Annotated in this window: 29 protein-coding genes and 1 pseudogene; all 30 read right to left on the bottom strand. The window is 62.1% G+C overall.

Features of this window, described 5'->3' with window-relative positions:
* Positions 1-52 precede the first annotated feature (52 nt).
* Positions 53-1,360 carry a replication-associated recombination protein A gene (locus M729_RS0126465; protein WP_024505069.1) on the bottom strand — a complete coding sequence of 436 codons (1,308 nt, stop codon included), beginning with the start codon at positions 1,358-1,360 and terminating at the stop codon, positions 53-55.
* Positions 1,361-1,408: 48 nt separating this feature from the next.
* Positions 1,409-2,896 carry a DegQ family serine endoprotease gene (locus M729_RS0126460; RefSeq protein ID WP_027163354.1) on the bottom strand — a complete coding sequence of 496 codons (1,488 nt, stop codon included), beginning with the start codon at positions 2,894-2,896 and terminating at the stop codon, positions 1,409-1,411.
* A 199-nt stretch (positions 2,897-3,095) separates the two neighbouring features.
* Positions 3,096-3,527, bottom strand: a complete 432-nt coding sequence (rplQ, locus tag M729_RS0126455) for a 50S ribosomal protein L17 (RefSeq protein ID WP_013531439.1) — start codon at positions 3,525-3,527, stop codon at positions 3,096-3,098.
* 104 nt (positions 3,528-3,631) lie between these two features.
* A complete protein-coding gene (locus tag M729_RS0126450) occupies positions 3,632-4,642 on the bottom strand; it encodes a DNA-directed RNA polymerase subunit alpha (RefSeq protein WP_013531438.1) in 1,011 nt (336 codons plus the stop codon).
* 102 nt (positions 4,643-4,744) lie between these two features.
* Positions 4,745-5,134, bottom strand: coding sequence for a 30S ribosomal protein S11 (gene rpsK, locus M729_RS0126445; RefSeq protein ID WP_006205444.1), 390 nt, complete (start codon positions 5,132-5,134; stop codon positions 4,745-4,747).
* Between the two features lie 162 nt (positions 5,135-5,296).
* Positions 5,297-5,665: a 30S ribosomal protein S13 gene (gene rpsM / locus M729_RS0126440; protein WP_013531437.1), complete on the bottom strand. Its 369-nt coding sequence runs from the start codon at positions 5,663-5,665 to the stop codon at positions 5,297-5,299.
* 210 nt (positions 5,666-5,875) lie between these two features.
* Entirely contained in the window at positions 5,876-6,472 is a 597-nt protein-coding gene (locus M729_RS0126435) for an adenylate kinase (RefSeq protein WP_013531436.1), read from the bottom strand.
* Positions 6,469-7,809, bottom strand: a complete 1,341-nt coding sequence (gene secY / locus M729_RS0126430; RefSeq protein WP_013531435.1) for a preprotein translocase subunit SecY — start codon at positions 7,807-7,809, stop codon at positions 6,469-6,471. The genes M729_RS0126435 and secY overlap by 4 nt, the downstream gene beginning before the upstream one ends.
* A gap of 192 nt (positions 7,810-8,001) precedes the next feature.
* The gene (gene rplO, locus M729_RS0126425; RefSeq protein WP_024505068.1) at positions 8,002-8,478 is read right to left on the bottom strand and encodes a 50S ribosomal protein L15; all 477 of its coding nucleotides are present in this window, start codon (positions 8,476-8,478) and stop codon (positions 8,002-8,004) included.
* Positions 8,479-8,500: 22 nt separating this feature from the next.
* Positions 8,501-8,698, bottom strand: coding sequence for a 50S ribosomal protein L30 (gene rpmD / locus M729_RS0126420; protein ID WP_006205449.1), 198 nt, complete (start codon positions 8,696-8,698; stop codon positions 8,501-8,503).
* A gap of 24 nt (positions 8,699-8,722) precedes the next feature.
* Positions 8,723-9,286 carry a 30S ribosomal protein S5 gene (rpsE, locus tag M729_RS0126415; protein ID WP_006333394.1) on the bottom strand — a complete coding sequence of 188 codons (564 nt, stop codon included), beginning with the start codon at positions 9,284-9,286 and terminating at the stop codon, positions 8,723-8,725.
* 148 nt (positions 9,287-9,434) lie between these two features.
* Positions 9,435-9,794: a 50S ribosomal protein L18 gene (gene rplR / locus M729_RS0126410; RefSeq protein WP_013531433.1), complete on the bottom strand. Its 360-nt coding sequence runs from the start codon at positions 9,792-9,794 to the stop codon at positions 9,435-9,437.
* 138 nt (positions 9,795-9,932) lie between these two features.
* Positions 9,933-10,466 carry a 50S ribosomal protein L6 gene (gene rplF, locus M729_RS0126405; RefSeq protein WP_013531432.1) on the bottom strand — a complete coding sequence of 178 codons (534 nt, stop codon included), beginning with the start codon at positions 10,464-10,466 and terminating at the stop codon, positions 9,933-9,935.
* An 89-nt stretch (positions 10,467-10,555) separates the two neighbouring features.
* Positions 10,556-10,954, bottom strand: coding sequence for a 30S ribosomal protein S8 (rpsH, locus tag M729_RS0126400; protein WP_013531431.1), 399 nt, complete (start codon positions 10,952-10,954; stop codon positions 10,556-10,558).
* Positions 10,955-10,966: 12 nt separating this feature from the next.
* Positions 10,967-11,272, bottom strand: coding sequence for a 30S ribosomal protein S14 (gene rpsN, locus M729_RS0126395; RefSeq protein ID WP_013895695.1), 306 nt, complete (start codon positions 11,270-11,272; stop codon positions 10,967-10,969).
* Positions 11,273-11,299: 27 nt separating this feature from the next.
* Entirely contained in the window at positions 11,300-11,899 is a 600-nt protein-coding gene (rplE, locus tag M729_RS0126390; protein WP_013531429.1) for a 50S ribosomal protein L5, read from the bottom strand.
* Positions 11,892-12,206 (bottom strand): 50S ribosomal protein L24, encoded by a 315-nt coding sequence (gene rplX / locus M729_RS0126385; RefSeq protein WP_013531428.1) that lies wholly within the window; start codon positions 12,204-12,206, stop codon positions 11,892-11,894. Before rplX ends, rplE begins: the two co-directional genes overlap by 8 nt.
* A gap of 12 nt (positions 12,207-12,218) precedes the next feature.
* Complete coding sequence (gene rplN, locus M729_RS0126380; RefSeq protein WP_006205457.1) at positions 12,219-12,587, bottom strand: 50S ribosomal protein L14; 369 nt, start codon at positions 12,585-12,587, stop codon at positions 12,219-12,221.
* Between the two features lie 83 nt (positions 12,588-12,670).
* Positions 12,671-12,910: a 30S ribosomal protein S17 gene (gene rpsQ / locus M729_RS0126375; protein ID WP_010909280.1), complete on the bottom strand. Its 240-nt coding sequence runs from the start codon at positions 12,908-12,910 to the stop codon at positions 12,671-12,673.
* 11 nt (positions 12,911-12,921) lie between these two features.
* On the bottom strand, positions 12,922-13,122 hold the full coding sequence (rpmC, locus tag M729_RS0126370) for a 50S ribosomal protein L29 (RefSeq protein ID WP_006205459.1): 201 nt from the start codon (positions 13,120-13,122) through the stop codon (positions 12,922-12,924).
* Between the two features lie 13 nt (positions 13,123-13,135).
* Positions 13,136-13,549, bottom strand: a complete 414-nt coding sequence (rplP, locus tag M729_RS0126365) for a 50S ribosomal protein L16 (RefSeq protein ID WP_013531427.1) — start codon at positions 13,547-13,549, stop codon at positions 13,136-13,138.
* 27 nt (positions 13,550-13,576) lie between these two features.
* A complete protein-coding gene (rpsC, locus tag M729_RS0126360) occupies positions 13,577-14,302 on the bottom strand; it encodes a 30S ribosomal protein S3 (RefSeq protein ID WP_013531426.1) in 726 nt (241 codons plus the stop codon).
* The gene (gene rplV, locus M729_RS0126355; protein ID WP_006205462.1) at positions 14,302-14,691 is read right to left on the bottom strand and encodes a 50S ribosomal protein L22; all 390 of its coding nucleotides are present in this window, start codon (positions 14,689-14,691) and stop codon (positions 14,302-14,304) included. Before rplV ends, rpsC begins: the two co-directional genes overlap by 1 nt.
* Positions 14,692-14,693: 2 nt before the next feature.
* A complete protein-coding gene (rpsS, locus tag M729_RS0126350; protein ID WP_006205463.1) occupies positions 14,694-14,972 on the bottom strand; it encodes a 30S ribosomal protein S19 in 279 nt (92 codons plus the stop codon).
* Positions 14,973-14,988: 16 nt separating this feature from the next.
* The gene (gene rplB / locus M729_RS0126345) at positions 14,989-15,822 is read right to left on the bottom strand and encodes a 50S ribosomal protein L2 (RefSeq protein ID WP_024505067.1); all 834 of its coding nucleotides are present in this window, start codon (positions 15,820-15,822) and stop codon (positions 14,989-14,991) included.
* Positions 15,823-15,844: 22 nt separating this feature from the next.
* A complete protein-coding gene (locus tag M729_RS0126340; protein WP_013531424.1) occupies positions 15,845-16,138 on the bottom strand; it encodes a 50S ribosomal protein L23 in 294 nt (97 codons plus the stop codon).
* On the bottom strand, positions 16,135-16,755 hold the full coding sequence (rplD, locus tag M729_RS0126335; RefSeq protein ID WP_013531423.1) for a 50S ribosomal protein L4: 621 nt from the start codon (positions 16,753-16,755) through the stop codon (positions 16,135-16,137). The genes M729_RS0126340 and rplD overlap by 4 nt, the downstream gene beginning before the upstream one ends.
* Positions 16,755-17,483 carry a 50S ribosomal protein L3 gene (gene rplC, locus M729_RS0126330; RefSeq protein WP_013531422.1) on the bottom strand — a complete coding sequence of 243 codons (729 nt, stop codon included), beginning with the start codon at positions 17,481-17,483 and terminating at the stop codon, positions 16,755-16,757. The genes rplD and rplC overlap by 1 nt, the downstream gene beginning before the upstream one ends.
* A 61-nt stretch (positions 17,484-17,544) precedes the next feature.
* Positions 17,545-17,853 (bottom strand): 30S ribosomal protein S10, encoded by a 309-nt coding sequence (gene rpsJ / locus M729_RS0126325; protein WP_010909272.1) that lies wholly within the window; start codon positions 17,851-17,853, stop codon positions 17,545-17,547.
* A 69-nt stretch (positions 17,854-17,922) separates the two neighbouring features.
* Positions 17,923-18,343: pseudogene (gene tuf, locus M729_RS0126320) on the bottom strand (elongation factor Tu); the annotation flags it as partial.

Raw genomic sequence — 18,343 nt, 5'->3', positions numbered from 1 at the left:
CGCGGCCGGCTGGCTGCCTGGCGGATCCGGTCAATAGCCTCACGCAAGCCGGCTATTCCCGCTCTTTGCGCAGCTTTGCCCAATAATCGAGCCGCTTCCTGATATCGCGCTCGAAGCCGCGCTCGGGCGGATCATAGAAGGTCTGGCGACCCATCTTCTCCGGAAAATAATCCTGCCCCGAAAAGGCATCCGGCTCGTCATGGTCGTAGCGGTAGCCGGCGCCGTAATCCTCCTCTTTCATCAGCTTGGTCGGCGCATTGAGGATGTGCTTGGGTGGCAGCAGCGAGCCGTGTTCCTTGGCGGCCCGCGTGGCGGCCTTGAAAGCGTTGTAGACGGCGTTGGATTTGGGCGCGGTGGCGAGATAGACGGTGGCCTCGGCAAAGGCGAGTTCGCCTTCGGGCGAGCCGAGATAGTCGTAGGCATCCTTGGCCGCATTGGCGACGACAAGCGCCTGCGGGTCGGCAAGGCCGATGTCTTCCATGGCCATGCGCACCAGCCGGCGGCCTAGATAGAGCGGATCCTCGCCGGCATCGAACATGCGTGCGAGATAGTAGAGGGCCGCGTCAGGATCTGAACCGCGTACCGATTTGTGCAGCGCCGAGATCAGATTGTAATGGCCGTCCTGGCCCTTGTCGTAGATTGGCGCGCGGCGCTGGACGATGCGCTGCAGACCCTCGGGATCGAAGACCTCGCCGGGCTTGGCTGCTCGCCAGACTTCCTCTGCCAGGGTAAGAGAGGCGCGGCCGTCGCCATCGCTCATGCGGATGAGCATGGCCCGCGCCTCGTCGTCGAGCGGCAGCGCCCTGCCCTCGGTCTCCTCCGCCCGCGCCATCAGCTTGGAGATGCTCTCCTCGCCAAGCGAATGGAAGACCAGAACGCGCGCGCGTGACAACAAAGCGGCATTCAGTTCGAAGGACGGGTTTTCGGTCGTGGCGCCAACCAGCACGACTGTCCCGTCCTCCATGACCGGGAGGAAACTGTCCTGCTGCGCGCGGTTGAAGCGATGGATCTCGTCGACGAACAGCAAGGTCTGGCGGCCATTGGCACGGCGCAATTTGGCTGATTCGAACACCTTTTTCAGGTCGGCGACGCCGGAAAAGACAGCCGATATCTGCTCGAAGGCGAGACTCGTTTCACCGGCGAGCAACCGCGCCACGGTGGTCTTGCCGGTGCCGGGCGGCCCCCAGAAAATCATCGAGCCGAGCGAGCCGGAACCGATCAACCGGGTCAGCGCGCCGTCAGGCCCGGTCAGATGCTCCTGGCCGACGACCTCGCCAAGGTTCCTCGGCCGCAGCCTGTCGGCCAGCGGCCGCCCAGGCGGCGTCTTTTCCGGTTCATCGACGCTGAACAGATCGGCCATGCACTTCTTTTTCGTTGGAGCATGAGCCCGAATGCACGGAACCCAGCCCTAATAACGCAACACCTGACGCAGTATCTGCCCGCCGCGCTCGACCGTAAAGCGCCACCAGCGCGTATCCGTCTTGGCCGCCAGCTCCAGGGTCGCTGCGGTATCGATGGTGGTGCCGTTCACCTCGCGCACGATGTCGCCCGGCTGGAAGCCGAAATCGGCGGCCGGTGAATCGCGGTTGATGTCGACCACGGTGACGCCCTTGATGTCCGTGCGCAGGCCAAGCCGCTGCGCGAGCCGGGGCGAAAGCTCCGCGACCTTGGCGCCCGAGAACGGGCTGCGGCCATGCAGCGTCACCTCGGCAGCCTTCATGCCTTCCGGAGCACGCTCCAGCGCGATATCCATCGCCGCCTGCTGGCCCTTGGTCAGGACCGCGAAATTGGCGGTGGTGCCGATCGACAGCGTCGCCATCCGGTAGTCCAGCGCTTCGATGCTCTCGACCGGCTTGCCGTTGAGCTGCAGCACCACGTCGCCGGGCTTGAGCCCTGCCTTGGCGGCCGGTCCGGTCGCCTCGACCGACGAAACCAGCGCACCGGTCGGCTTCTCCATGCCGAGCGATTCTGCGATCTGCGGCGTCACCGCTTCGAACTCGGCGCCGATATAGGGCCGTTCGAAGAAGTCGAGCCCGGCCTTGGCCGCGTCGGCAAAGGCGCGAACCATGTTCGAGGGAATGGCGAAGCCGATGCCGATCGAACCGCCGCTGCGGCTGTAGATGGCCGTATTGATGCCGACCAGCTGGCCGCCCATGTTGATCAGCGCACCGCCGGAATTGCCGGGATTGATGGCGGCGTCGGTCTGGATGAAGAAGCTGGAATCGGAGACGCCGATATGGCTGCGGGCCAGTGCCGAGACGATGCCGCTGGTGGTGGTCTGGCCGACGCCGAAGGGGTTGCCGATGGCCAGCAGCAGATCGCCGACCTCGAGCGCGTCGGAATCGCCGATGGCAATGACCGGAAACGGCTTGTCCGAGGTGATCTTGAGCACGGCAAGGTCGAGAGTCTCGTCCTTGAGCAGCACCTTGCTGTCGAACTCACGCCCATCAGCGGTCGCCACCTTGACCCGGTCGGCATCCTTGATGACGTGGTAATTGGTGACCACGACGCCGGTCGGATCGACCACCACGCCGGAGCCCAGCGAAGACTGCGCGCGCGGCTGCGAGCGGCCGAAGAATTCTTCGAAGAACGGATCACCGTCGAAAGGCGATGTCACCTTGGCGGTCTGCGAGGCATAGACGTTGACCACCGCCGGCGCCGTCTGCTTGACCAGCGGCGCAAACGACAGCTGCACCTCCTCGCGACCGAACGGCACGCGCTTGTCGGGACCGGACGTCGCGTTCTCGCCCTCGACGCCATGCAGCAGGTCGGTCAGCACATCGGACAGGCCAGGATCGGTCTTGGTCTCCTCGGCCAATGCCTGCCTGACCACCGGTGCGGCCGCAAACGCCATGATGGCGAAAAGCAGAACAAAGGGCAGTCTTCTGGCGCGCATTCGCGAATCCTCCAAGGCAAGTTCGGGGGCATTGTCCCGACGATTGTGCAAAATGAAAGGCTAAGCCGCTGAAATCCGACTATTTTGGGCCAAAACCCCAGGGGCATGCCCGGAAATCGGATTCCGGCGCGGTTTGCTGCTTTCAGAAAACAAAAAGGGGCCCGCAGGCCCCTTTGAACTCATTTGGGAAAACCGAGCCTTATGCGGCTGCGGCGTCCGCGTCAGCGCTTTCGGCCTCGATGCGAGCGCGGTCGCCGGCGCCCTTGGCCGAGACGTCGCGATCGACGAACTCGATGACAGCCATCGCGGCGTTGTCACCGTGACGGAAGCCCGCCTTCATGATGCGCAGATAGCCGCCATTGCGGTTGGCGTAGCGCGGCGCGATGGTGTCGAACAGACGCTTGACGACGCCTTCATTGCCGATCTGGGCAATGACCTGGCGGCGGGCGTGCAGGTCGCCACGCTTGCCGAGCGTCACCAGCTTCTCGACGATCGGACGCAGGTCCTTCGCCTTCGGCAAGGTTGTGACGATCTGCTCGTGCTCGAGCAGCGACACGGCGAGGTTGGCGAACATCGACTTGCGATGGCTAATGCTTCGGGCGAAGCGGCGGCCTTTGAAACCGTGGCGCATGGCTCTTTTCCTTCTTCAGTTGTTCAAGAGGCCGCGGCCTCTGATGGTTTTCCGCATGACCGTCGGATCGAGCGGCCCACGCCGCCGATCCTTGGAATTCATGCTCAATATTGGTCTTCGTAACGCTTAGCGAGGTCTTCGATGTTTTCCGGCGGCCAGTCCGGCACTTCCATGCCGAGGTGCAGGCCCATCGCCGCCAGGACTTCCTTGATCTCGTTCAGCGACTTGCGGCCGAAGTTCGGGGTGCGCAGCATCTCGGCCTCGGTCTTCTGGATCAGGTCGCCGATATAGACGATGTTGTCGTTCTTCAGGCAGTTGGCCGAACGCACCGAAAGCTCGAGTTCGTCGACCTTCTTGAGCAGCGCCGGGTTGAAGGCGAGCTCGGTGACGGCCTCGGCGGCGACTTCCTTCTGCGGCTCGTCGAAGTTGACGAACAGGCCGAGCTGGTCCTGCAGGATGCGGGCGGCGAAAGCCACTGCGTCCTCGCCGGTGATCGAACCGTCGGTCTCGATCGTCATGGTCAGCTTGTCATAGTCGAGAACCTGGCCCTCGCGGGTGTTCTCGACCTTGTAGGAGACCTTCTTGACCGGCGAATAAAGGCTGTCGACCGGGATGAGGCCGATCGGCGCGTCTTCGGCGCGGTTGCGGTCGGCCGGCACGTAACCCTTGCCGGTGTCGACGGTGAATTCCATGCGGATTTCAGCGCCTTCGTCCAGCGTGCAGATGACGTGGTCGGGGTTGAGGATCTCGACGTCGCCAACCGTCTGGATGTCGCCGGCAAGAACCGCACCCGGTCCCTGCTTGCGAACGACCATGCGCTTGGGACCATCGCCTTCCATGCGGATGGCGATTTCCTTGATATTCAAGACGATGTCGGTCACGTCCTCGCGCACACCGGCGATGGACGAGAATTCATGTAGAACGCCGTCGATCTGCACGGCGGTAACAGCCGCACCGCGCAGCGAAGACAGAAGCACGCGGCGCAGCGCGTTGCCCAGCGTCAGGCCAAAGCCACGCTCGAGAGGCTCGGCGACCAGTGTGGTCAGCGTCTTCTTCTTCGACGAGAACTCGATCTTGTTCGGCTTGATCAGTTCCTGCCAATTTTTCTGGATCATGATGCTTTCCTTCCGTTGACCCGCCACCATCCAATCGTGGCGGGCGACCTGGAATGCCACGGAGGAGCGCCCAAGGGCGCTCGCGCGGCGTTCGGTAAATGCTTAGACGCGACGCTTCTTGCGCGGGCGGCAGCCATTGTGCGGGATCGGCGTCACATCACGGATCGAGGTGATGGTGAAGCCGGCCGCCTGCAGGGCGCGCAGTGCCGATTCACGACCGGAGCCGGGTCCGCAGACCTCGACTTCGAGCATGCGCATGCCGTGTTCCTGGGCCTTCTTGGCAACATCCTCGGCAGCCATCTGGGCAGCGAACGGGGTCGACTTGCGCGAACCCTTGAAGCCCTGGGCACCGGCCGACGACCAGGCAATCGAATTGCCCTGTGCATCGGTGATGGTGATCATCGTGTTGTTGAAGGTCGAATTGACGTGGGCAACGCCCGACGAGATATTCTTGCGTTCGCGACGGCGAACACGAGCGGCTTCCTTGGCCATGATAGTCCTTTCAGTTGATCTCTACACCGCCGTAATGCCAGCGGCTCCACCTTCGTAAGGGAGTAGGGGAATAGGGCAGTAAGGGAGTAGGGAAAAATGCGACCCGACTGGCGGGCATTCCCTACTGCCTTACTCCCCTACTCCCTTATTCCCCTAAAAAAATTACTTCTTCTTGCCGGCGATCGACTTGGCCGGGCCCTTGCGGGTGCGCGCATTGGTATGCGTGCGCTGGCCGCGGACCGGCAGCGAGCGGCGGTGACGCAGGCCGCGGTAGCAGCCGAGGTCCATGAGCCGCTTGATGTTCATCGAGACTTCGCGGCGCAGGTCGCCTTCAACCTGGTAATCGCGGTCGATGGTCTCGCGGATCTGCAGCACTTCCGCGTCGGTCAGCTGGTTGACGCGGCGCTCGGCCGGGATGCCGACCTTGTCGACGATCTCCTGGGCGAACCGCTTGCCAATGCCGTGAATGTACTGAAGCGCAATGACAACGCGCTTGTTGGTCGGAATGTTGACGCCGGCTATACGAGCCATGTTCTTCCCTTCTCCATGTGGGCCGGCCAATCCTCAAAAACAAGGTAGGCTCGGCGCTGTCTTAAGTTGCCCCGCGTCCGGTGGAGGCCGGCCCATGCGGGAGTTTCCAGTTCAATGCGGCTGCCTTGCCCTTGCGGACAAGCAAAGCTCATGCCTGATAGGAAGACGGGCCGCCATACCGCAGCGAACCGCCTCCGTCAAGTGCAATCGTTAATTTCCCCGCACCGCGTCCTTGAGCACCGCTTCGATCTGTTCCGTCACGGCGTCGATATCGGCCATGCCGTCGACACTGCGGAGCTTGCCCTTGGCATAGTAGTAGCCAATCAGCGGCGACGTCTTCTTGTAGTATTCCCTCAAGCGCTCTTCGAACACGGTCGGATTGTCGTCCTTGCGAACGGGAAGGCCGGCGGCCTGCGCCTCGTCGGCGCGTTTGACGATCCGGCCAACCAGGGCCTTGTCGTCGACCACGAGTTCAATGACGGCGTCGAGCCCCTGGGAGCGATCCGACAGCATCTGCTCGACCGCATCCGCCTGCACCAGGGTCCGCGGATAGCCGTCGAGGATGAACCCCTTGGCGCAGTCGGGCTGATCGATACGCTCAGCGACGATCGCGTTGACGATCGCGTCGGACACCAGTTCACCGGCATCCATCACCGCCTTGGCGCGCTTGCCAACCTCGGTGCCTGCCTGGACGGCAGCACGCAGCATGTCGCCCGTCGAGAGCTGGGGTATGCCGTGTTTTTCTACCAGTCTTTGTGCTTGCGTCCCCTTGCCCGCTCCTGGCGGCCCAAGCAATATCAACCTCATCTGGCTTTCTTCCCCCCGCGCAGCTTCGACTTCTTGATCAGGCCTTCATACTGGTGCGCGATCAGGTGACCCTGAATCTGCGCAACCGTATCGAGCGTGACACTGACCACGATCAGAAGCGATGTGCCACCAAGGTAGAATGGTACGCCAGTCGCCGAGATCAGGAACTCCGGCAGCAGGCACACCAGCACCAGATAGATGGCGCCGACGACGGTGATGCGGGTGAGAACGTAATCGATATAATCGGCGGTGCGCTCGCCCGGACGATAGCCCGGGATGAAGCCCGAATGCTTCTTGAGCTGGTCGGCGGTGTCCTTCGGGTTGAAGACAATCGCGGTGTAGAAGAAGGCGAAGAACACGATCATCGCCGCATAAAACAGCATGTAGAGCGGCTGGCCGTGGCCGAGCGAGGCGAGCACGGTGCTTGCCCACGCCGGCAGGTTCGTCGTCTGCGAGAAGCCGGCGACGGTGGCCGGCAGCAAAAGCAGCGACGAGGCAAAGATCGGCGGAATGACGCCCGACGTGTTGAGCTTCAGCGGCAGGTGCGAGGTATCGCCCTGGAACATCCGGTTGCCGACCTGGCGCTTCGGATACTGGATCAGCAAGCGGCGCTGGGCGCGCTCGAAGAACACGATGAGCGCAATGACGACGATAGCCAGCACGATGATCGCCAGGATCAGGCCGGTCGACAGCGCGCCGGTGCGGCCAAGCTCCAGCGTGCCGGAGATGGCGTGCGGCAGGCCGGCGACGATGCCGGAGAAGATGATCAGCGAAATACCGTTGCCGATGCCGCGGGCGGTGATCTGCTCGCCCAGCCACATCAGGAACATGGTGCCGCCGACCAGCGTGACGACGGTCGAGATGCGGAAGAACATGCCGGGGTCGCTGACGATGCCGTTGCCGCCTTCCAGACCGACCGAAATGCCATAGGCCTGGACCAGCGCAAGCAGCACGGTGCCGTAGCGCGTGTACTGGTTGATCACCTTGCGGCCCTGTTCGCCTTCCTTCTTCAGCGCTTCCAGTGACGGGATGACCGAGGTCATCAGCTGCATGATGATGGAGGCGGAGATGTAAGGCATGATGCCGAGCGCAAAGATCGCCATGCGCTGCACGGCGCCGCCGGCGAACATGTTGAACATGCCGAGCACGCCCTTGCTCTGCGAAGAGAAGGCCTGGGCGAAGGCGTCGGGATTGATACCGGGAAGCGGGATGTAGGTGCCGAGGCGATAAACCAGCAGCGCGCCGATCGTGAACCAGATGCGCTTCTTCAAATCCTCCGCCTTGGCGAAGGCCGAGAAATTCAGATTCGAGGCTAATTGTTCAGCAGCCGAAGCCATGCCTGATTCTCCGCTTGGTAACGCTTGATGGCCCTGAGGTCAGGCGGCGCGTTTCACCGAAGCTCACGAGATAAGCTCCGGGCTCTAAACATGCAAGCGGCCGCGTTGACGCGGCCGCCTCGTTGAGCAGATCAAAGCGAAATCGTGAGCAAAAACGGATCCCACTCCTGCCGATCGCGCTTCAAATTGCCGTTACTCGGCAGCTGCCTTTTCCTGCGGCAGCTTGACCGAACCGCCGGCCTTTTCGATCTTCTCGATCGCGGCCTTGGAGGCGCCGGCGACGTCAAAGGCGAGCTTCGCCTTGATCTCGCCATCCGAGAGGATGCGCACGCCGTCCTTGACGCGGCGGATGACGCCGGCGGCAACCAGCGATTCAGCCGTCACGGTTGCCTTGACGTCGAGCTTCTTGGCGTCGATGGCCACCTGGATGCGGGCCAGCGACACGACGGTGAAGCTCTTGGCGAAGATGTTGTTGAAGCCACGCTTCGGCAGGCGTCGGTAGAGCGGCATCTGGCCACCCTCGAAGCCGTTGATGGCGACGCCGGAGCGCGCCTTCTGGCCCTTGACGCCGCGGCCGCCGGTCTTGCCGGAGCCAGAGCCGATACCACGGCCGAGACGCTTCTTGGAGTGCGTCGCGCCGTCCTTGTCACGCAGATCGTTGAGTTTCATCTGACTTCTCCTGCGCTCTGGCTCAGCCCTCGTCCACGACGCGGACGAGATGCTGGACGGCAGCGATCATGCCGCGCACGGAGGGCGTATCTTCCAGCGTGCGCTGCTTGTGCATCTTGTTGAGGCCGAGGCCGACCAGCGTCGCGCGCTGTTCCTTCGGACGGCGGATCGGCGAACCGATCTGCTCAACGGTGATGGTCTTGGTTGCTTTCTTGGCCATGGTCAAAATCCCTGGTCAGATCGACTATTCTTCAGCCGCAACGGCGGTGCCGCGGCGGGCCTGAAGGGTCGAATACTTGATGCCGCGAGCAGCAGCCACATCCTTGGGATGCATCTGGCTCTTCAGCGCGTCGAAGGTGGCGCGAACCATGTTGTAGGGGTTCGACGAACCCATCGACTTGGCGACCACGTCATGCATGCCGAGCGTCTCGAAGACAGCGCGCATCGGGCCACCGGCGATGATGCCGGTACCTTGCTTGGCGGCGCGCAGCAGCACGCGTCCAGCACCCCAGCGTCCTTCGACGTCGTGATGCAGCGTACGGCCCGAGCGCAGCGGCACGAAAATCATGTCGCGCTTGGCCGATTCAGTTGCCTTGCGGATAGCTTCCGGCACTTCGCGCGCCTTGCCGTGACCAAAGCCGACGCGGCCCTTCTGGTCGCCGACGACGACGAGTGCTGCAAAACCGAAGCGACGGCCGCCCTTGACGACCTTGGCGACGCGGTTGATGTGGACGAGCTTGTCCACCATGCCGTCATCGCGTTCTTCACGATCGCGGCCGCGGCCGCCATCCCTACGTTCCTGTGCCATATCCTGTTCCTTGTTTTTTTCCGGAAGCACGGTTGCTGATAAGATCCGGTGCCTCGCCCCGAATAAATCGGGAAACGGTCACCGGGGGCGAAATCATTTCCTTCGCATAATCTTTATCCGAAAAGTCTGCAACTTTTCGGGATCATGCTTAGAAGCTCAAGCCACCTTCGCGGGCAGCCTCGGCGAGCGCCTTGACGCGGCCGTGATAGATGTAAGCGCCGCGGTCGAAGACGACTTCCTTGACGCCGGCCTTGGTGGCGCGCTCGGCGATCAGCTTGCCGATCGCGGTGGCGGCAGCGGTGTCGGCGCCGGTCTTGAGCGAACCCTTGAAGTCCTTCTCGAGCGTCGAAGCGGCGGCGATGGTGTGGCCCTTGGCGTCGTCGATGACCTGCACATAGATGTTCTTCGACGTGCGGTGGACCGACAGACGCGGACGCTCGCCGGCGACCTTCTTGATCTGACGACGGACGCGCTGCGCACGGCGCTGCGTGGATTCCTTGGTACCCATGATGGTCTTCCTTGCCTTCAAAAAACGGGGGCCGCCATATGCGGTAGGCGAAAGCGCCTCCCGCGACCGCTCCCCGCGGCGTTACACTCTTGGCTTGGCCCTTTCCGAAAAGTCTTCAACTTCTCGAGGCCAGGCCTACTACTTCTTCTTGCCTTCCTTGCGGACGATCTTCTCGCCGGCGTAGCGGACGCCCTTGCCCTTGTAAGGCTCGGGACCACGATACTCGCGGATCTCGGCCGCAACCTGGCCGACCTGCTGCTTGTCGATGCCGGCCACGGTGATTTCAGTCGGCTTCGGCACGGTGATGGTGATGCCCTGCGGCGTCTCATAGACGACGTCATGGCTGAAGCCAAGCGCCAGCTGCAGGTTCTTGCCCTGAAGTGCCGCGCGATAGCCGACGCCGGTGATCTCGAGCTTCTTCTCGAAACCGTCCTTGACGCCCTGCAGGATGTTGACGATCTGCGTGCGCGACATGCCCCACTTGGAGCGGGCGGTCTTGGTCTGGTCGCGCGGCTGGACAGCGATCTCGCTGCCTTCCATCTTGACCAGCACTTCGTCGTTCACCACGAACTTCAGCTCACCCTTGGGGCCCTTCGCCGTCACGGTCTGGCCGTTGACGGTCGCGGTCACGCCCTGCGGCAGCGAAACGGGTTTCTTTCCAATACGAGACATTTTGTTGTCCTCGTCACTTCTCTTGTTTCAGGTCTCTGTCTTCGGGAACGATCCGAAGACCGGATTCCACTTTGCGGTCAACTGCCAGATCAGAAGATCTGGCAGAGGATCTCACCGCCGACGTTCTGTTCACGTGCTTCATGGTCGGCCATCACGCCCTTCGGTGTCGAAAGGATGGCGATGCCGAGGCCGTTTGCGACCTGCGGGATCGACTTGGCCGAAACATAGACGCGGCGGCCTGGCTTCGAAACGCGGGCGATTTCGCGCACGACCGGCGCGCCGTCGAAATACTTCAGCTCGATCTCGATTTCGGACTTGCCGTTGTCGAAGTCGGTCTGGCTGTAATCGCGGATATAGCCTTCAGCCTTCAGCACGTCGAGGACGCGGGTGCGCAGACGCGAAGCCGGCGTCGAAACGCTCGACTTCTTGCGGCCATACGCGTTGCGGATGCGGGTCAGCATATCGCCGAGAGGATCGCTCAATGACATGTTATGTCCTCCTTACCAGCTCGACTTGACCAGGCCCGGGATCTGGCCGTTATTGCCGAGATCACGAAGCGCGATGCGCGATACTTTGAGCTTGCGATAGTAGGCGCGCGGACGGCCGGTGACTTCGCAGCGGTTGCGGATGCGGATCTTGGCCGAGTTGCGCGGCATGGCGGCAAGCTTGAGCTGAGCGCGGAAACGCTCTTCCATCGGCTTGGACTGATCCATGATGATCGCCTTGAGCGCAGCCCGCTTGGGACCGTACTGGTCGGCAAGCTTGCGGCGCCTGTTGTTCTTCTCGACTGAGCTGGTCTTTGCCATTTCAGATTTTTCCTTTTCTCGCTGCCGTTACTGGCGGAAGGGGAAGTTGAAGGCCTTGAGCAATGCCCTGGCTTCGTCGTCCGTCTTCGCAGTCGTACAAACGATGACGTCCATGCCCCAGATCTGATCAACCTTGTCGTAGTTGATCTCCGGGAACACGATGTGTTCCTTGATGCCCATGGCGTAGTTGCCACGGCCATCGAAGCTCTTCGGATTCAGTCCGCGAAAGTCGCGGACGCGCGGCAGTGCGATGTTCACGAGGCGGTCGAGGAACTCATACATGCGTTCCTTGCGCAGCGTGACCTTGGCGCCGATCGGCATCTTCTCGCGGACCTTGAAGCCGGCGATCGAGTTGCGGGCGCGGGTGACGACGGCCTTCTGGCCGGCAATCATCGCCAGGTCTTCGGCCGCGATCGAAGGCTTCTTCGAATCGGCGGTCGCTTCGCCAACGCCCATGTTCAGCACGATCTTGTCGATGCGCGGAACCTGCATCTCGTTGTCGTAGCCGAACTGTTCCTGCAGCGCCTTGCGGATGGTCTCGTTGTAGACCTGCTTGAGGCGCGGCGTGTTCTGAGCCTTGGACTGTTTGCTTTCAGCCTTGGGCTTCGTGGTTTGAGCCTTAGCCATTGATGACTTCTCCCGAGCGCTTGGCGACGCGCACCTTCTTGCCGTCCTTCTGGAAGATGAAGCCGACGCGGGTCGGCTTGCCATCCTTGGGGTCGGCCAGCGCGATGTTCGACAGCTGGATCGGCGCTTCCTTGGTGATGATCCCGCCCTCTTGGGACTGGGACTGCTTCTGGTGACGGCGGATCATGTTGACGCCGCGCACCAGCGCGGTGTCTTCCTTCGGCTGTACCGAAAGGACTTCGCCCGAACGGCCCTTGTCCTTGCCGGCCAGCACGACGACCTTGTCGCCTTTTCTAATTTTTTGCATTGGTCCGGCTCCTTACAGCACTTCAGGCGCGAGCGAGATGATCTTCATGTGGTTCTTGGCGCGGAGTTCGCGCGGAACCGGTCCGAAGATACGCGTGCCGATCGGCTCTTTCTTGTTGTCGACGAGAACGGCCGCGTTCTTGTCGAAACGGATCACGCTGCCGTCCGGGCGGCGGATGTCCTTGGCCGTGCGAACCACGACCGCCTTCATCACATCGCCCTTCTTCACGCGGCCGCGCGGAATGGCTTCCTTGATCGACACCACGATGATGTCGCCCACGGAAGCGTATTTCCGCTTCGAGCCGCCCAGCACCTTGATGCACATGACACGACGGGCGCCGGAATTATCCGCGACGTCGAGGTTTGTTTGCATCTGAATCATGACTGGCCGCCTTCTTCTCTTCTAACGGGATGGGCTCAAAGCCCCTCCCCGGTCTGTCCAAAATTCGTTGTTTACGCCCGAGGTCAGGCTTGGTCCGAAGACACGACGATCCAGCGCTTGTCCTTGGAAATCGGCTTCGATTCCTGGATGAACACCTGATCGCCAACCTTGTGGGCGTTGTTCTCGTCGTGCGCCTTGTACTTCTTGGTCATGCGCACGGTCTTCTTCATCACGGGATGCGTGAAGCGCCGTTCGACCTTGACGACAACCGTCTTCTCGTTCTTGTCGCTGACGACGGTGCCCTGCAGAATGCGCTTTGGCATGGTTTTCGTCCTTAAGCCTTCTTAGCCGCGGACTTTTCCGCAGCGATGGTCTTGATACGCGCAATGTCCTTACGAACCTGTCTCACGCGCGCGGTCTTCTCGAGCTGGCCGGTGGCCTTCTGGAAGCGCAGGTTGAACTGCTCCTTCTTCAGGCTGGCCAGGTCGTCGGTCAGCTGGTCCTGGGTCTTGGTCCGGATGTCTTCGGCTTTCATGATCAGCCCGTCCTTATTCTGCGATGCGCTGCACGAAGCGCGTCTTGACCGAGAGCTTGGCCGCGCCGAGACGCAGTGCCTCACGGGCGGTTTCTTCATTGACGCCGTCGATCTCGAACATGATGCGGCCTGGCTTGACGCGCGCCGCCCAGTAATCGACCGCGCCCTTGCCCTTACCCATGCGGACTTCGGTCGGCTTCGAAGTGACCGGCACGTCCGGGAAAATACGGATCCAGACGCGACCAGCGCGCTTCATTTCACGGGTGATCGCGCGGCGGGCCGCCTCGATCTCACGTGCGGTGACGCGGTTCGGCTCAAGCGCCTTCAGCCCGAAACCACCGAAATCCAGGTTGGTGCCGCCCTTTGCGGTACCATGGATACGGCCCTTGAACTGCTTGCGGAACTTTGTGCGCTTTGGCTGCAGCATCGTTCTAACTCCAAATTCCTAAATGTCTCAGGCGTTTTCGCGACGACGACCGCGTTCGCGATCACCACCACCGCCATGCGCTGCATCGCTTTCGCTGGCCCGACGCTCCGAAGCCATCGGGTCATGCTCAAGGATCTCGCCCTTGAACACCCAGACCTTGACGCCGCAGATGCCATAAGCCGTGTGCGCTTCGGCCGTACCGTAGTCGACGTCCGCACGCAGCGTATGCAGCGGCACGCGGCCTTCGCGATACCATTCCATGCGCGCGATCTCGGCGCCGCCGAGGCGGCCGGCGCAGTTGATACGGATGCCTTCGGCACCGAGGCGCATCGCCGACTGAACGGCACGCTTCATGGCGCGGCGGAACGCGATACGACGCTCGAGCTGCTGGGCGATCGACTGGGCGACCAGGGTCGCGTCGATCTCCGGCTTGCGCACTTCAACGATGTTGAGGTGCGTCTCGGACTTCGTCATCTCCATCAGCTTCTTGCGAAGCTTCTCGATGTCGGCGCCCTTCTTGCCGATGATCAGACCCGGGCGCGCGGCATGGATGGTGACGCGGCACTTCTTGTGCGGACGCTCGATCACGACCTTCGAGATGGCAGCCTGCTTGAGCTCCTTCTCGAGATACTTGCGGATCTTGATGTCCTCATGCAGCAGCTTGCCGTACTCGCCGGTGTTCGCGAACCAGCGCGAATCCCAGGTGCGGTTGATGCCGAGGCGAAGACCGATCGGATTGACTTTCTGGCCCATTATGCGGCCTCCCCTTTTTCTTCGACTTCACGAACGACGATCGTGAGGTGCGAGAACGGCTTCTCGATACGGCTGGCGCGACCGCGGCCACGGGCATGGAACCGCTTCATGACGATCGACTTGCCGACATAGGCTTCCGCCACGATCAGTGCATCGACATCCAGGTCGTGGTTGTTTTCCGCGTTGGCGATTGCCGATTCCAGCGTCTTCTTGACCGTGCCGGAAATCCGCTTGGCCGAGAATTCGAGATCGGAAAGCGCTGTCGCGACCTTTTTGCCGCGGATCAGCGCGGCAACGAGGTTCAGCTTCTGCGGGCTGATACGGATCGTGCGCAATACGGCGCGCGCTTCGTTATCAGCAAGCCTGCGCGGAGCTTTGGCCTTGCCCATGATTATTTCCTCTTCGCCTTCTTATCCGCGCCGTGACCGTAATAGGTCCGGGTCGGAGCGAATTCACCGAACTTGTGACCGACCATGTCCTCGTTCACCGAGACGGGAACATGCTTCTGGCCGTTGTAGACACCGAAGGTGAAGCCGACGAACTGCGGCAGGATGGTGGAGCGACGGCTCCACATCTTGATCACCTCATTGCGACCACCTTCACGAACCTTGTCCACCTTCTTGAGAAGGTAGCCGTCAATGAAGGGGCCTTTCCAAATCGAACGAGTCACTTGGCGTTACCTCTTCTTAGCTCTTGCGCTGATGGCGCGAGCGCAGGATGAACTTGTCGGTCGCCTTGTTGGACCGCGTCTTCTTGCCCTTGGTCGGCTTGCCCCAGGGCGAAACCGGATGGCGGCCACCCGACGTGCGGCCTTCGCCGCCGCCGTGCGGATGGTCGACCGGGTTCATGGTCACGCCGCGATTGTGCGGGCGCTTGCCACGCCAGACCGTGCGACCGGCCTTGCCGTCATTGATGTTGCCGTGGTCCGGATTGGACACGGCGCCAACAGTGGCCATGCAGGAGCCGTGAACGACACGCTGCTCGCCCGAATTGAGGCGCAGGATCGCCATGCCCTGGTCACGACCGACCAGCTGACCGTAACCACCTGCCGAACGGGCGACCTGAGCGCCCTTGCCCGGCTTCAGCTCGATGTTGTGGACGATGGTGCCAACCGGCATCGAAGCCAGCGGCATCGCATTGCCCGGCTTCACGTCGACCGATTCACCGGACACGATCTTGTCGCCGGGAGCCAGACGCTGCGGAGCGATGATGTAGGACAGCTCGCCATCGTCATACTTGATCAGCGCGATGAAGGCGGTGCGGTTCGGATCGTACTCAATGCGCTCGACCGTGCCGACGACGTCGAACTTGCGGCGCTTGAAGTCGATGATGCGGTACGAACGCTTGTGACCACCGCCGATGAAGCGGGCGGTGATGCGACCGTGATTGTTGCGGCCGCCCGACTTGGTCAGGCCTTCGGTCAGACCCTTGACGGGCTTGCCCTTGTAGAGGCCCGAGCGGTCGACGATGACCAGCTGACGGGTGCTGGGCGTTACCGGGTTGAATTTTTTCAGTGCCATTGTTCTGTCCTCGCGGCCTTGCTCAGAGACCCGTCGCGACGTCGATCGACTGGCCATCGGCCAGCGTCACAACCGCCTTCTTGACGTCGCTCTGGCGGCCAACCGTGCCACGGAAGCGCTTGATCTTGCCCTTGCGGACAAGCGTGTTCACGGCCATCACCTTGACGCCGAACAGCGCTTCGACGGCGGCCTTGATTTCCGGCTTCGACGCCTTCTTGGCGACGTTGAAGACGACCTTGTTCTGCTCGGAGGCCATGGTCGACTTTTCGGTGATCGCCGGCGAGACGATCACGTCGTAATGACGAAGGTCGGTCATTTAAAACGCTCCTCGAGAGCCTCGACGGCGGCCTTCGAAAGGACCAGCGTGCCGCGGCGCAGAATGTCGTAGACGTTGATGCCCTGGATGGGCAGCACGTCGATGTTGGGGATGTTCGTCGCCGCCAGCTTGAAGTTCTTGTCAAGCTCGGCGCCGCCGATCAGCAAAGCATTGGTCAGGCCCAGCGTCGCGAAATTCGCGATCAGCGCCTTCGTCTTGGCCTCGGTCAGCTTCAGCTCGTCGATGATGATGATCGACGCGCTCTTGGCCTTGGCCGAGAGAGCATGCTTGAGGCCGAGAGCGCGAACCTTCTTCGGCAGTTCGTGCTCGTGGCTGCGAACGACCGGGCCGTGGGCCTTGCCGCCGCCGCGGAACTGCGGAGCGCGTGCCGAATGGTGACGGGCGCGGCCCGTACCCTTCTGCTTGTACATCTTGGCGCCGGTGCGCGCGATCTCGGCGCGACCCTTGGTCTTGTGCGTGCCCTGCTGCTTCTTGGCAAGCTGCCAGCGCACGACGCGCTGCAGGATGTCTTCGCGCGGATCAAGGCCGAAAATCTCGTCGGAGAGTTCCACCTTGCCGGCGTCCTTGCCGCCCAGCGTTGTGATCTTGAGATCCATTATTCCGCTCCCTCTGTGGCCGGAGCCTCGTTCTTGGCGCCACTTTCGGCAGCAACGGCGCGGATCGCGGCAGGCTTCGGCGCATTGGCCGGCAGTGCCACCTTGGCCGCATCGCGGACCAGGATCCAGGCGCCCTTCGATCCGGGAACCGCACCGCGGATCAGGATCAGGCCGCGGTCGGCGTCGGTCGATACGATCTCGACATTCTGCGTGGTGACGCGGGTGTCGCCCATGTGGCCAGCCATATGCTTGCCCTTGAACACTTTGCCGGGGTCCTGGCGCTGGCCGGTCGAACCGTGCGTACGGTGCGAAACCGAGTTACCGTGCGTTGCACGGCCACCGCCCATGTGGTGGCGCTTGATGACGCCCTGAAAGCCCTTGCCGATCGTCGTGCCCGTCACATCGACCTTCTGGCCGGCGACGAAGTGCTCGACGGTGATCTCGGCGCCGACATCGATCATGTTGTCGGCGGAGACGCGGAACTCGGCGACCTTCGCCTTCGGCTCGACGGAAGCGGTCGCGAAATGGCCGCGCATCGCCTTCGACGTGTTCTTCACCTTGGCAAGGCCAACGCCGAGCTGAACGGCGGTGTAGCCATTCTTCTCTTGCGTGCGCTGGGCCACGACCTGGCAGTTCTCCATCAGGAGAACGGTGACGGGAACATGTTCCCCGGCATCGTTATAGATGCGGGTCATTCCCACCTTCTTTGCAATCACACCTGAACGCATCGGTTCAATTCCTTTAGAGTTCCGGGCCAGGGGCACCGCCCCTTACCGCGCTCTCATTCCCTTAGAGCTTGATCTCGACGTCGACGCCGGCGGCCAGATCGAGCTTCATCAAAGCATCGACCGTCTGCGGGGTCGGATCGACGATGTCGAGCAGACGCTTGTGCGTGCGCATCTCGAACTGCTCGCGGCTCTTCTTGTCGACGTGAGGCGACCGGTTGACCGTGAACTTTTCGATCCGCGTCGGCAGCGGAATGGGGCCGCGGACGTTTGCACCGGTACGCTTGGCCGTCGACACGATTTCCTTCGTCGAGGCGTCGAGCACGCGGTGGTCAAACGCCTTAAGGCGGATGCGGATATTCTGTCCGTTCATGCGTCACTTCCTTGTTCTGGCGCGGCGCGGGCAACTCCCGCGCCCGCGACAGATCGGTTTAAGTCCAAATTACTCTTTGATGGTGACGACGATGCCGGCACCGACGGTGCGGCCGCCTTCACGGATAGCGAAGCGCAGCTTCTCTTCCATGGCGATCGGCACGATCAGCTCGACATCGACCGTGATGTTGTCGCCCGGCATCACCATCTCGGTGCCTTCCGGCAGCGACACGATGCCGGTCACGTCGGTCGTGCGGAAGTAGAACTGCGGACGGTAGTTGGTNAAGAACGGCGTGTGACGGCCNCCTTCGTCCTTGGTCAGGATGTAGGCTTCGGCCACGAACTTCTTGTGCGGCTTCACCGTGCCNGGCTTGGCCAGAACCTGGCCGCGCTCGACACCTTCACGATCAACGCCGCGCAGCAGCGCGCCGATGTTGTCGCCAGCCTGGCCCTGATCGAGCAGCTTGCGGAACATTTCCACGCCCGTGCAG

Source organism: Mesorhizobium sp. WSM1293 (assembly GCF_000513875.1).
Lineage (GTDB): Bacteria > Pseudomonadota > Alphaproteobacteria > Rhizobiales > Rhizobiaceae > Mesorhizobium > Mesorhizobium ciceri.
The sequence above is the reverse complement of the archived record's forward strand: the minus strand, read 5'-3'. Positions and strand labels throughout refer to the sequence as shown.

Excerpts from the sequence above, each read along its gene's own strand:
- rplO (WP_024505068.1), bottom strand. The coding sequence starts at position 8,478 with ATGAAACTCAACGATCTGCGTGACAAGGACGGCGCGACGCACTCCAAG.
- rplN (WP_006205457.1), bottom strand. The coding sequence starts at position 12,587 with ATGATTCAGATGCAAACAAACCTCGACGTCGCGGATAATTCCGGCGCC.
- secY (WP_013531435.1), bottom strand. The coding sequence starts at position 7,809 with ATGGCTTCGGCTGCTGAACAATTAGCCTCGAATCTGAATTTCTCGGCC.
- rpsN (WP_013895695.1), bottom strand. The coding sequence starts at position 11,272 with ATGGCAAAGACCAGCTCAGTCGAGAAGAACAACAGGCGCCGCAAGCTT.
- rplE (WP_013531429.1), bottom strand. The coding sequence starts at position 11,899 with ATGGCTAAGGCTCAAACCACGAAGCCCAAGGCTGAAAGCAAACAGTCC.
- rpsM (WP_013531437.1), bottom strand. The coding sequence starts at position 5,665 with ATGGCTCGTATAGCCGGCGTCAACATTCCGACCAACAAGCGCGTTGTC.
- M729_RS0126435 (WP_013531436.1), bottom strand. The coding sequence starts at position 6,472 with ATGAGGTTGATATTGCTTGGGCCGCCAGGAGCGGGCAAGGGGACGCAA.
- rpmD (WP_006205449.1), bottom strand. The coding sequence starts at position 8,698 with ATGGCCAAGAAAGCAACCAAGACCATCACCGTTGAGCAGATCGGTTCG.
- rpmC (WP_006205459.1), bottom strand. The coding sequence starts at position 13,122 with ATGAAAGCCGAAGACATCCGGACCAAGACCCAGGACCAGCTGACCGAC.
- rplD (WP_013531423.1), bottom strand. The coding sequence starts at position 16,755 with ATGGATCTCAAGATCACAACGCTGGGCGGCAAGGACGCCGGCAAGGTG.
- rplF (WP_013531432.1), bottom strand. The coding sequence starts at position 10,466 with ATGTCTCGTATTGGAAAGAAACCCGTTTCGCTGCCGCAGGGCGTGACC.
- rplV (WP_006205462.1), bottom strand. The coding sequence starts at position 14,691 with ATGGGCAAGGCCAAAGCTCCGCGCAGGCTTGCTGATAACGAAGCGCGC.
- M729_RS0126465 (WP_024505069.1), bottom strand. The coding sequence starts at position 1,360 with ATGGCCGATCTGTTCAGCGTCGATGAACCGGAAAAGACGCCGCCTGGG.
- rplX (WP_013531428.1), bottom strand. The coding sequence starts at position 12,206 with ATGCAAAAAATTAGAAAAGGCGACAAGGTCGTCGTGCTGGCCGGCAAG.
- rpsE (WP_006333394.1), bottom strand. The coding sequence starts at position 9,286 with ATGGCACAGGAACGTAGGGATGGCGGCCGCGGCCGCGATCGTGAAGAA.
- rplR (WP_013531433.1), bottom strand. The coding sequence starts at position 9,794 with ATGGGTACCAAGGAATCCACGCAGCGCCGTGCGCAGCGCGTCCGTCGT.
- M729_RS0126450 (WP_013531438.1), bottom strand. The coding sequence starts at position 4,642 with ATGATCCAGAAAAATTGGCAGGAACTGATCAAGCCGAACAAGATCGAG.
- rplB (WP_024505067.1), bottom strand. The coding sequence starts at position 15,822 with ATGGCACTGAAAAAATTCAACCCGGTAACGCCCAGCACCCGTCAGCTG.
- rplC (WP_013531422.1), bottom strand. The coding sequence starts at position 17,483 with ATGCGTTCAGGTGTGATTGCAAAGAAGGTGGGAATGACCCGCATCTAT.
- rpsH (WP_013531431.1), bottom strand. The coding sequence starts at position 10,954 with ATGTCATTGAGCGATCCTCTCGGCGATATGCTGACCCGCATCCGCAAC.
- rplQ (WP_013531439.1), bottom strand. The coding sequence starts at position 3,527 with ATGCGCCACGGTTTCAAAGGCCGCCGCTTCGCCCGAAGCATTAGCCAT.
- M729_RS0126460 (WP_027163354.1), bottom strand. The coding sequence starts at position 2,896 with ATGCGCGCCAGAAGACTGCCCTTTGTTCTGCTTTTCGCCATCATGGCG.
- rpsQ (WP_010909280.1), bottom strand. The coding sequence starts at position 12,910 with ATGCCAAAGCGCATTCTGCAGGGCACCGTCGTCAGCGACAAGAACGAG.
- rpsJ (WP_010909272.1), bottom strand. The coding sequence starts at position 17,853 with ATGAACGGACAGAATATCCGCATCCGCCTTAAGGCGTTTGACCACCGC.
- rpsK (WP_006205444.1), bottom strand. The coding sequence starts at position 5,134 with ATGGCCAAGGAAGCCGCTCGTGTTCGCCGTCGCGAACGCAAGAATATC.
- M729_RS0126340 (WP_013531424.1), bottom strand. The coding sequence starts at position 16,138 with ATGACCGACCTTCGTCATTACGACGTGATCGTCTCGCCGGCGATCACC.
- rplP (WP_013531427.1), bottom strand. The coding sequence starts at position 13,549 with ATGCTGCAGCCAAAGCGCACAAAGTTCCGCAAGCAGTTCAAGGGCCGT.
- rpsC (WP_013531426.1), bottom strand. The coding sequence starts at position 14,302 with ATGGGCCAGAAAGTCAATCCGATCGGTCTTCGCCTCGGCATCAACCGC.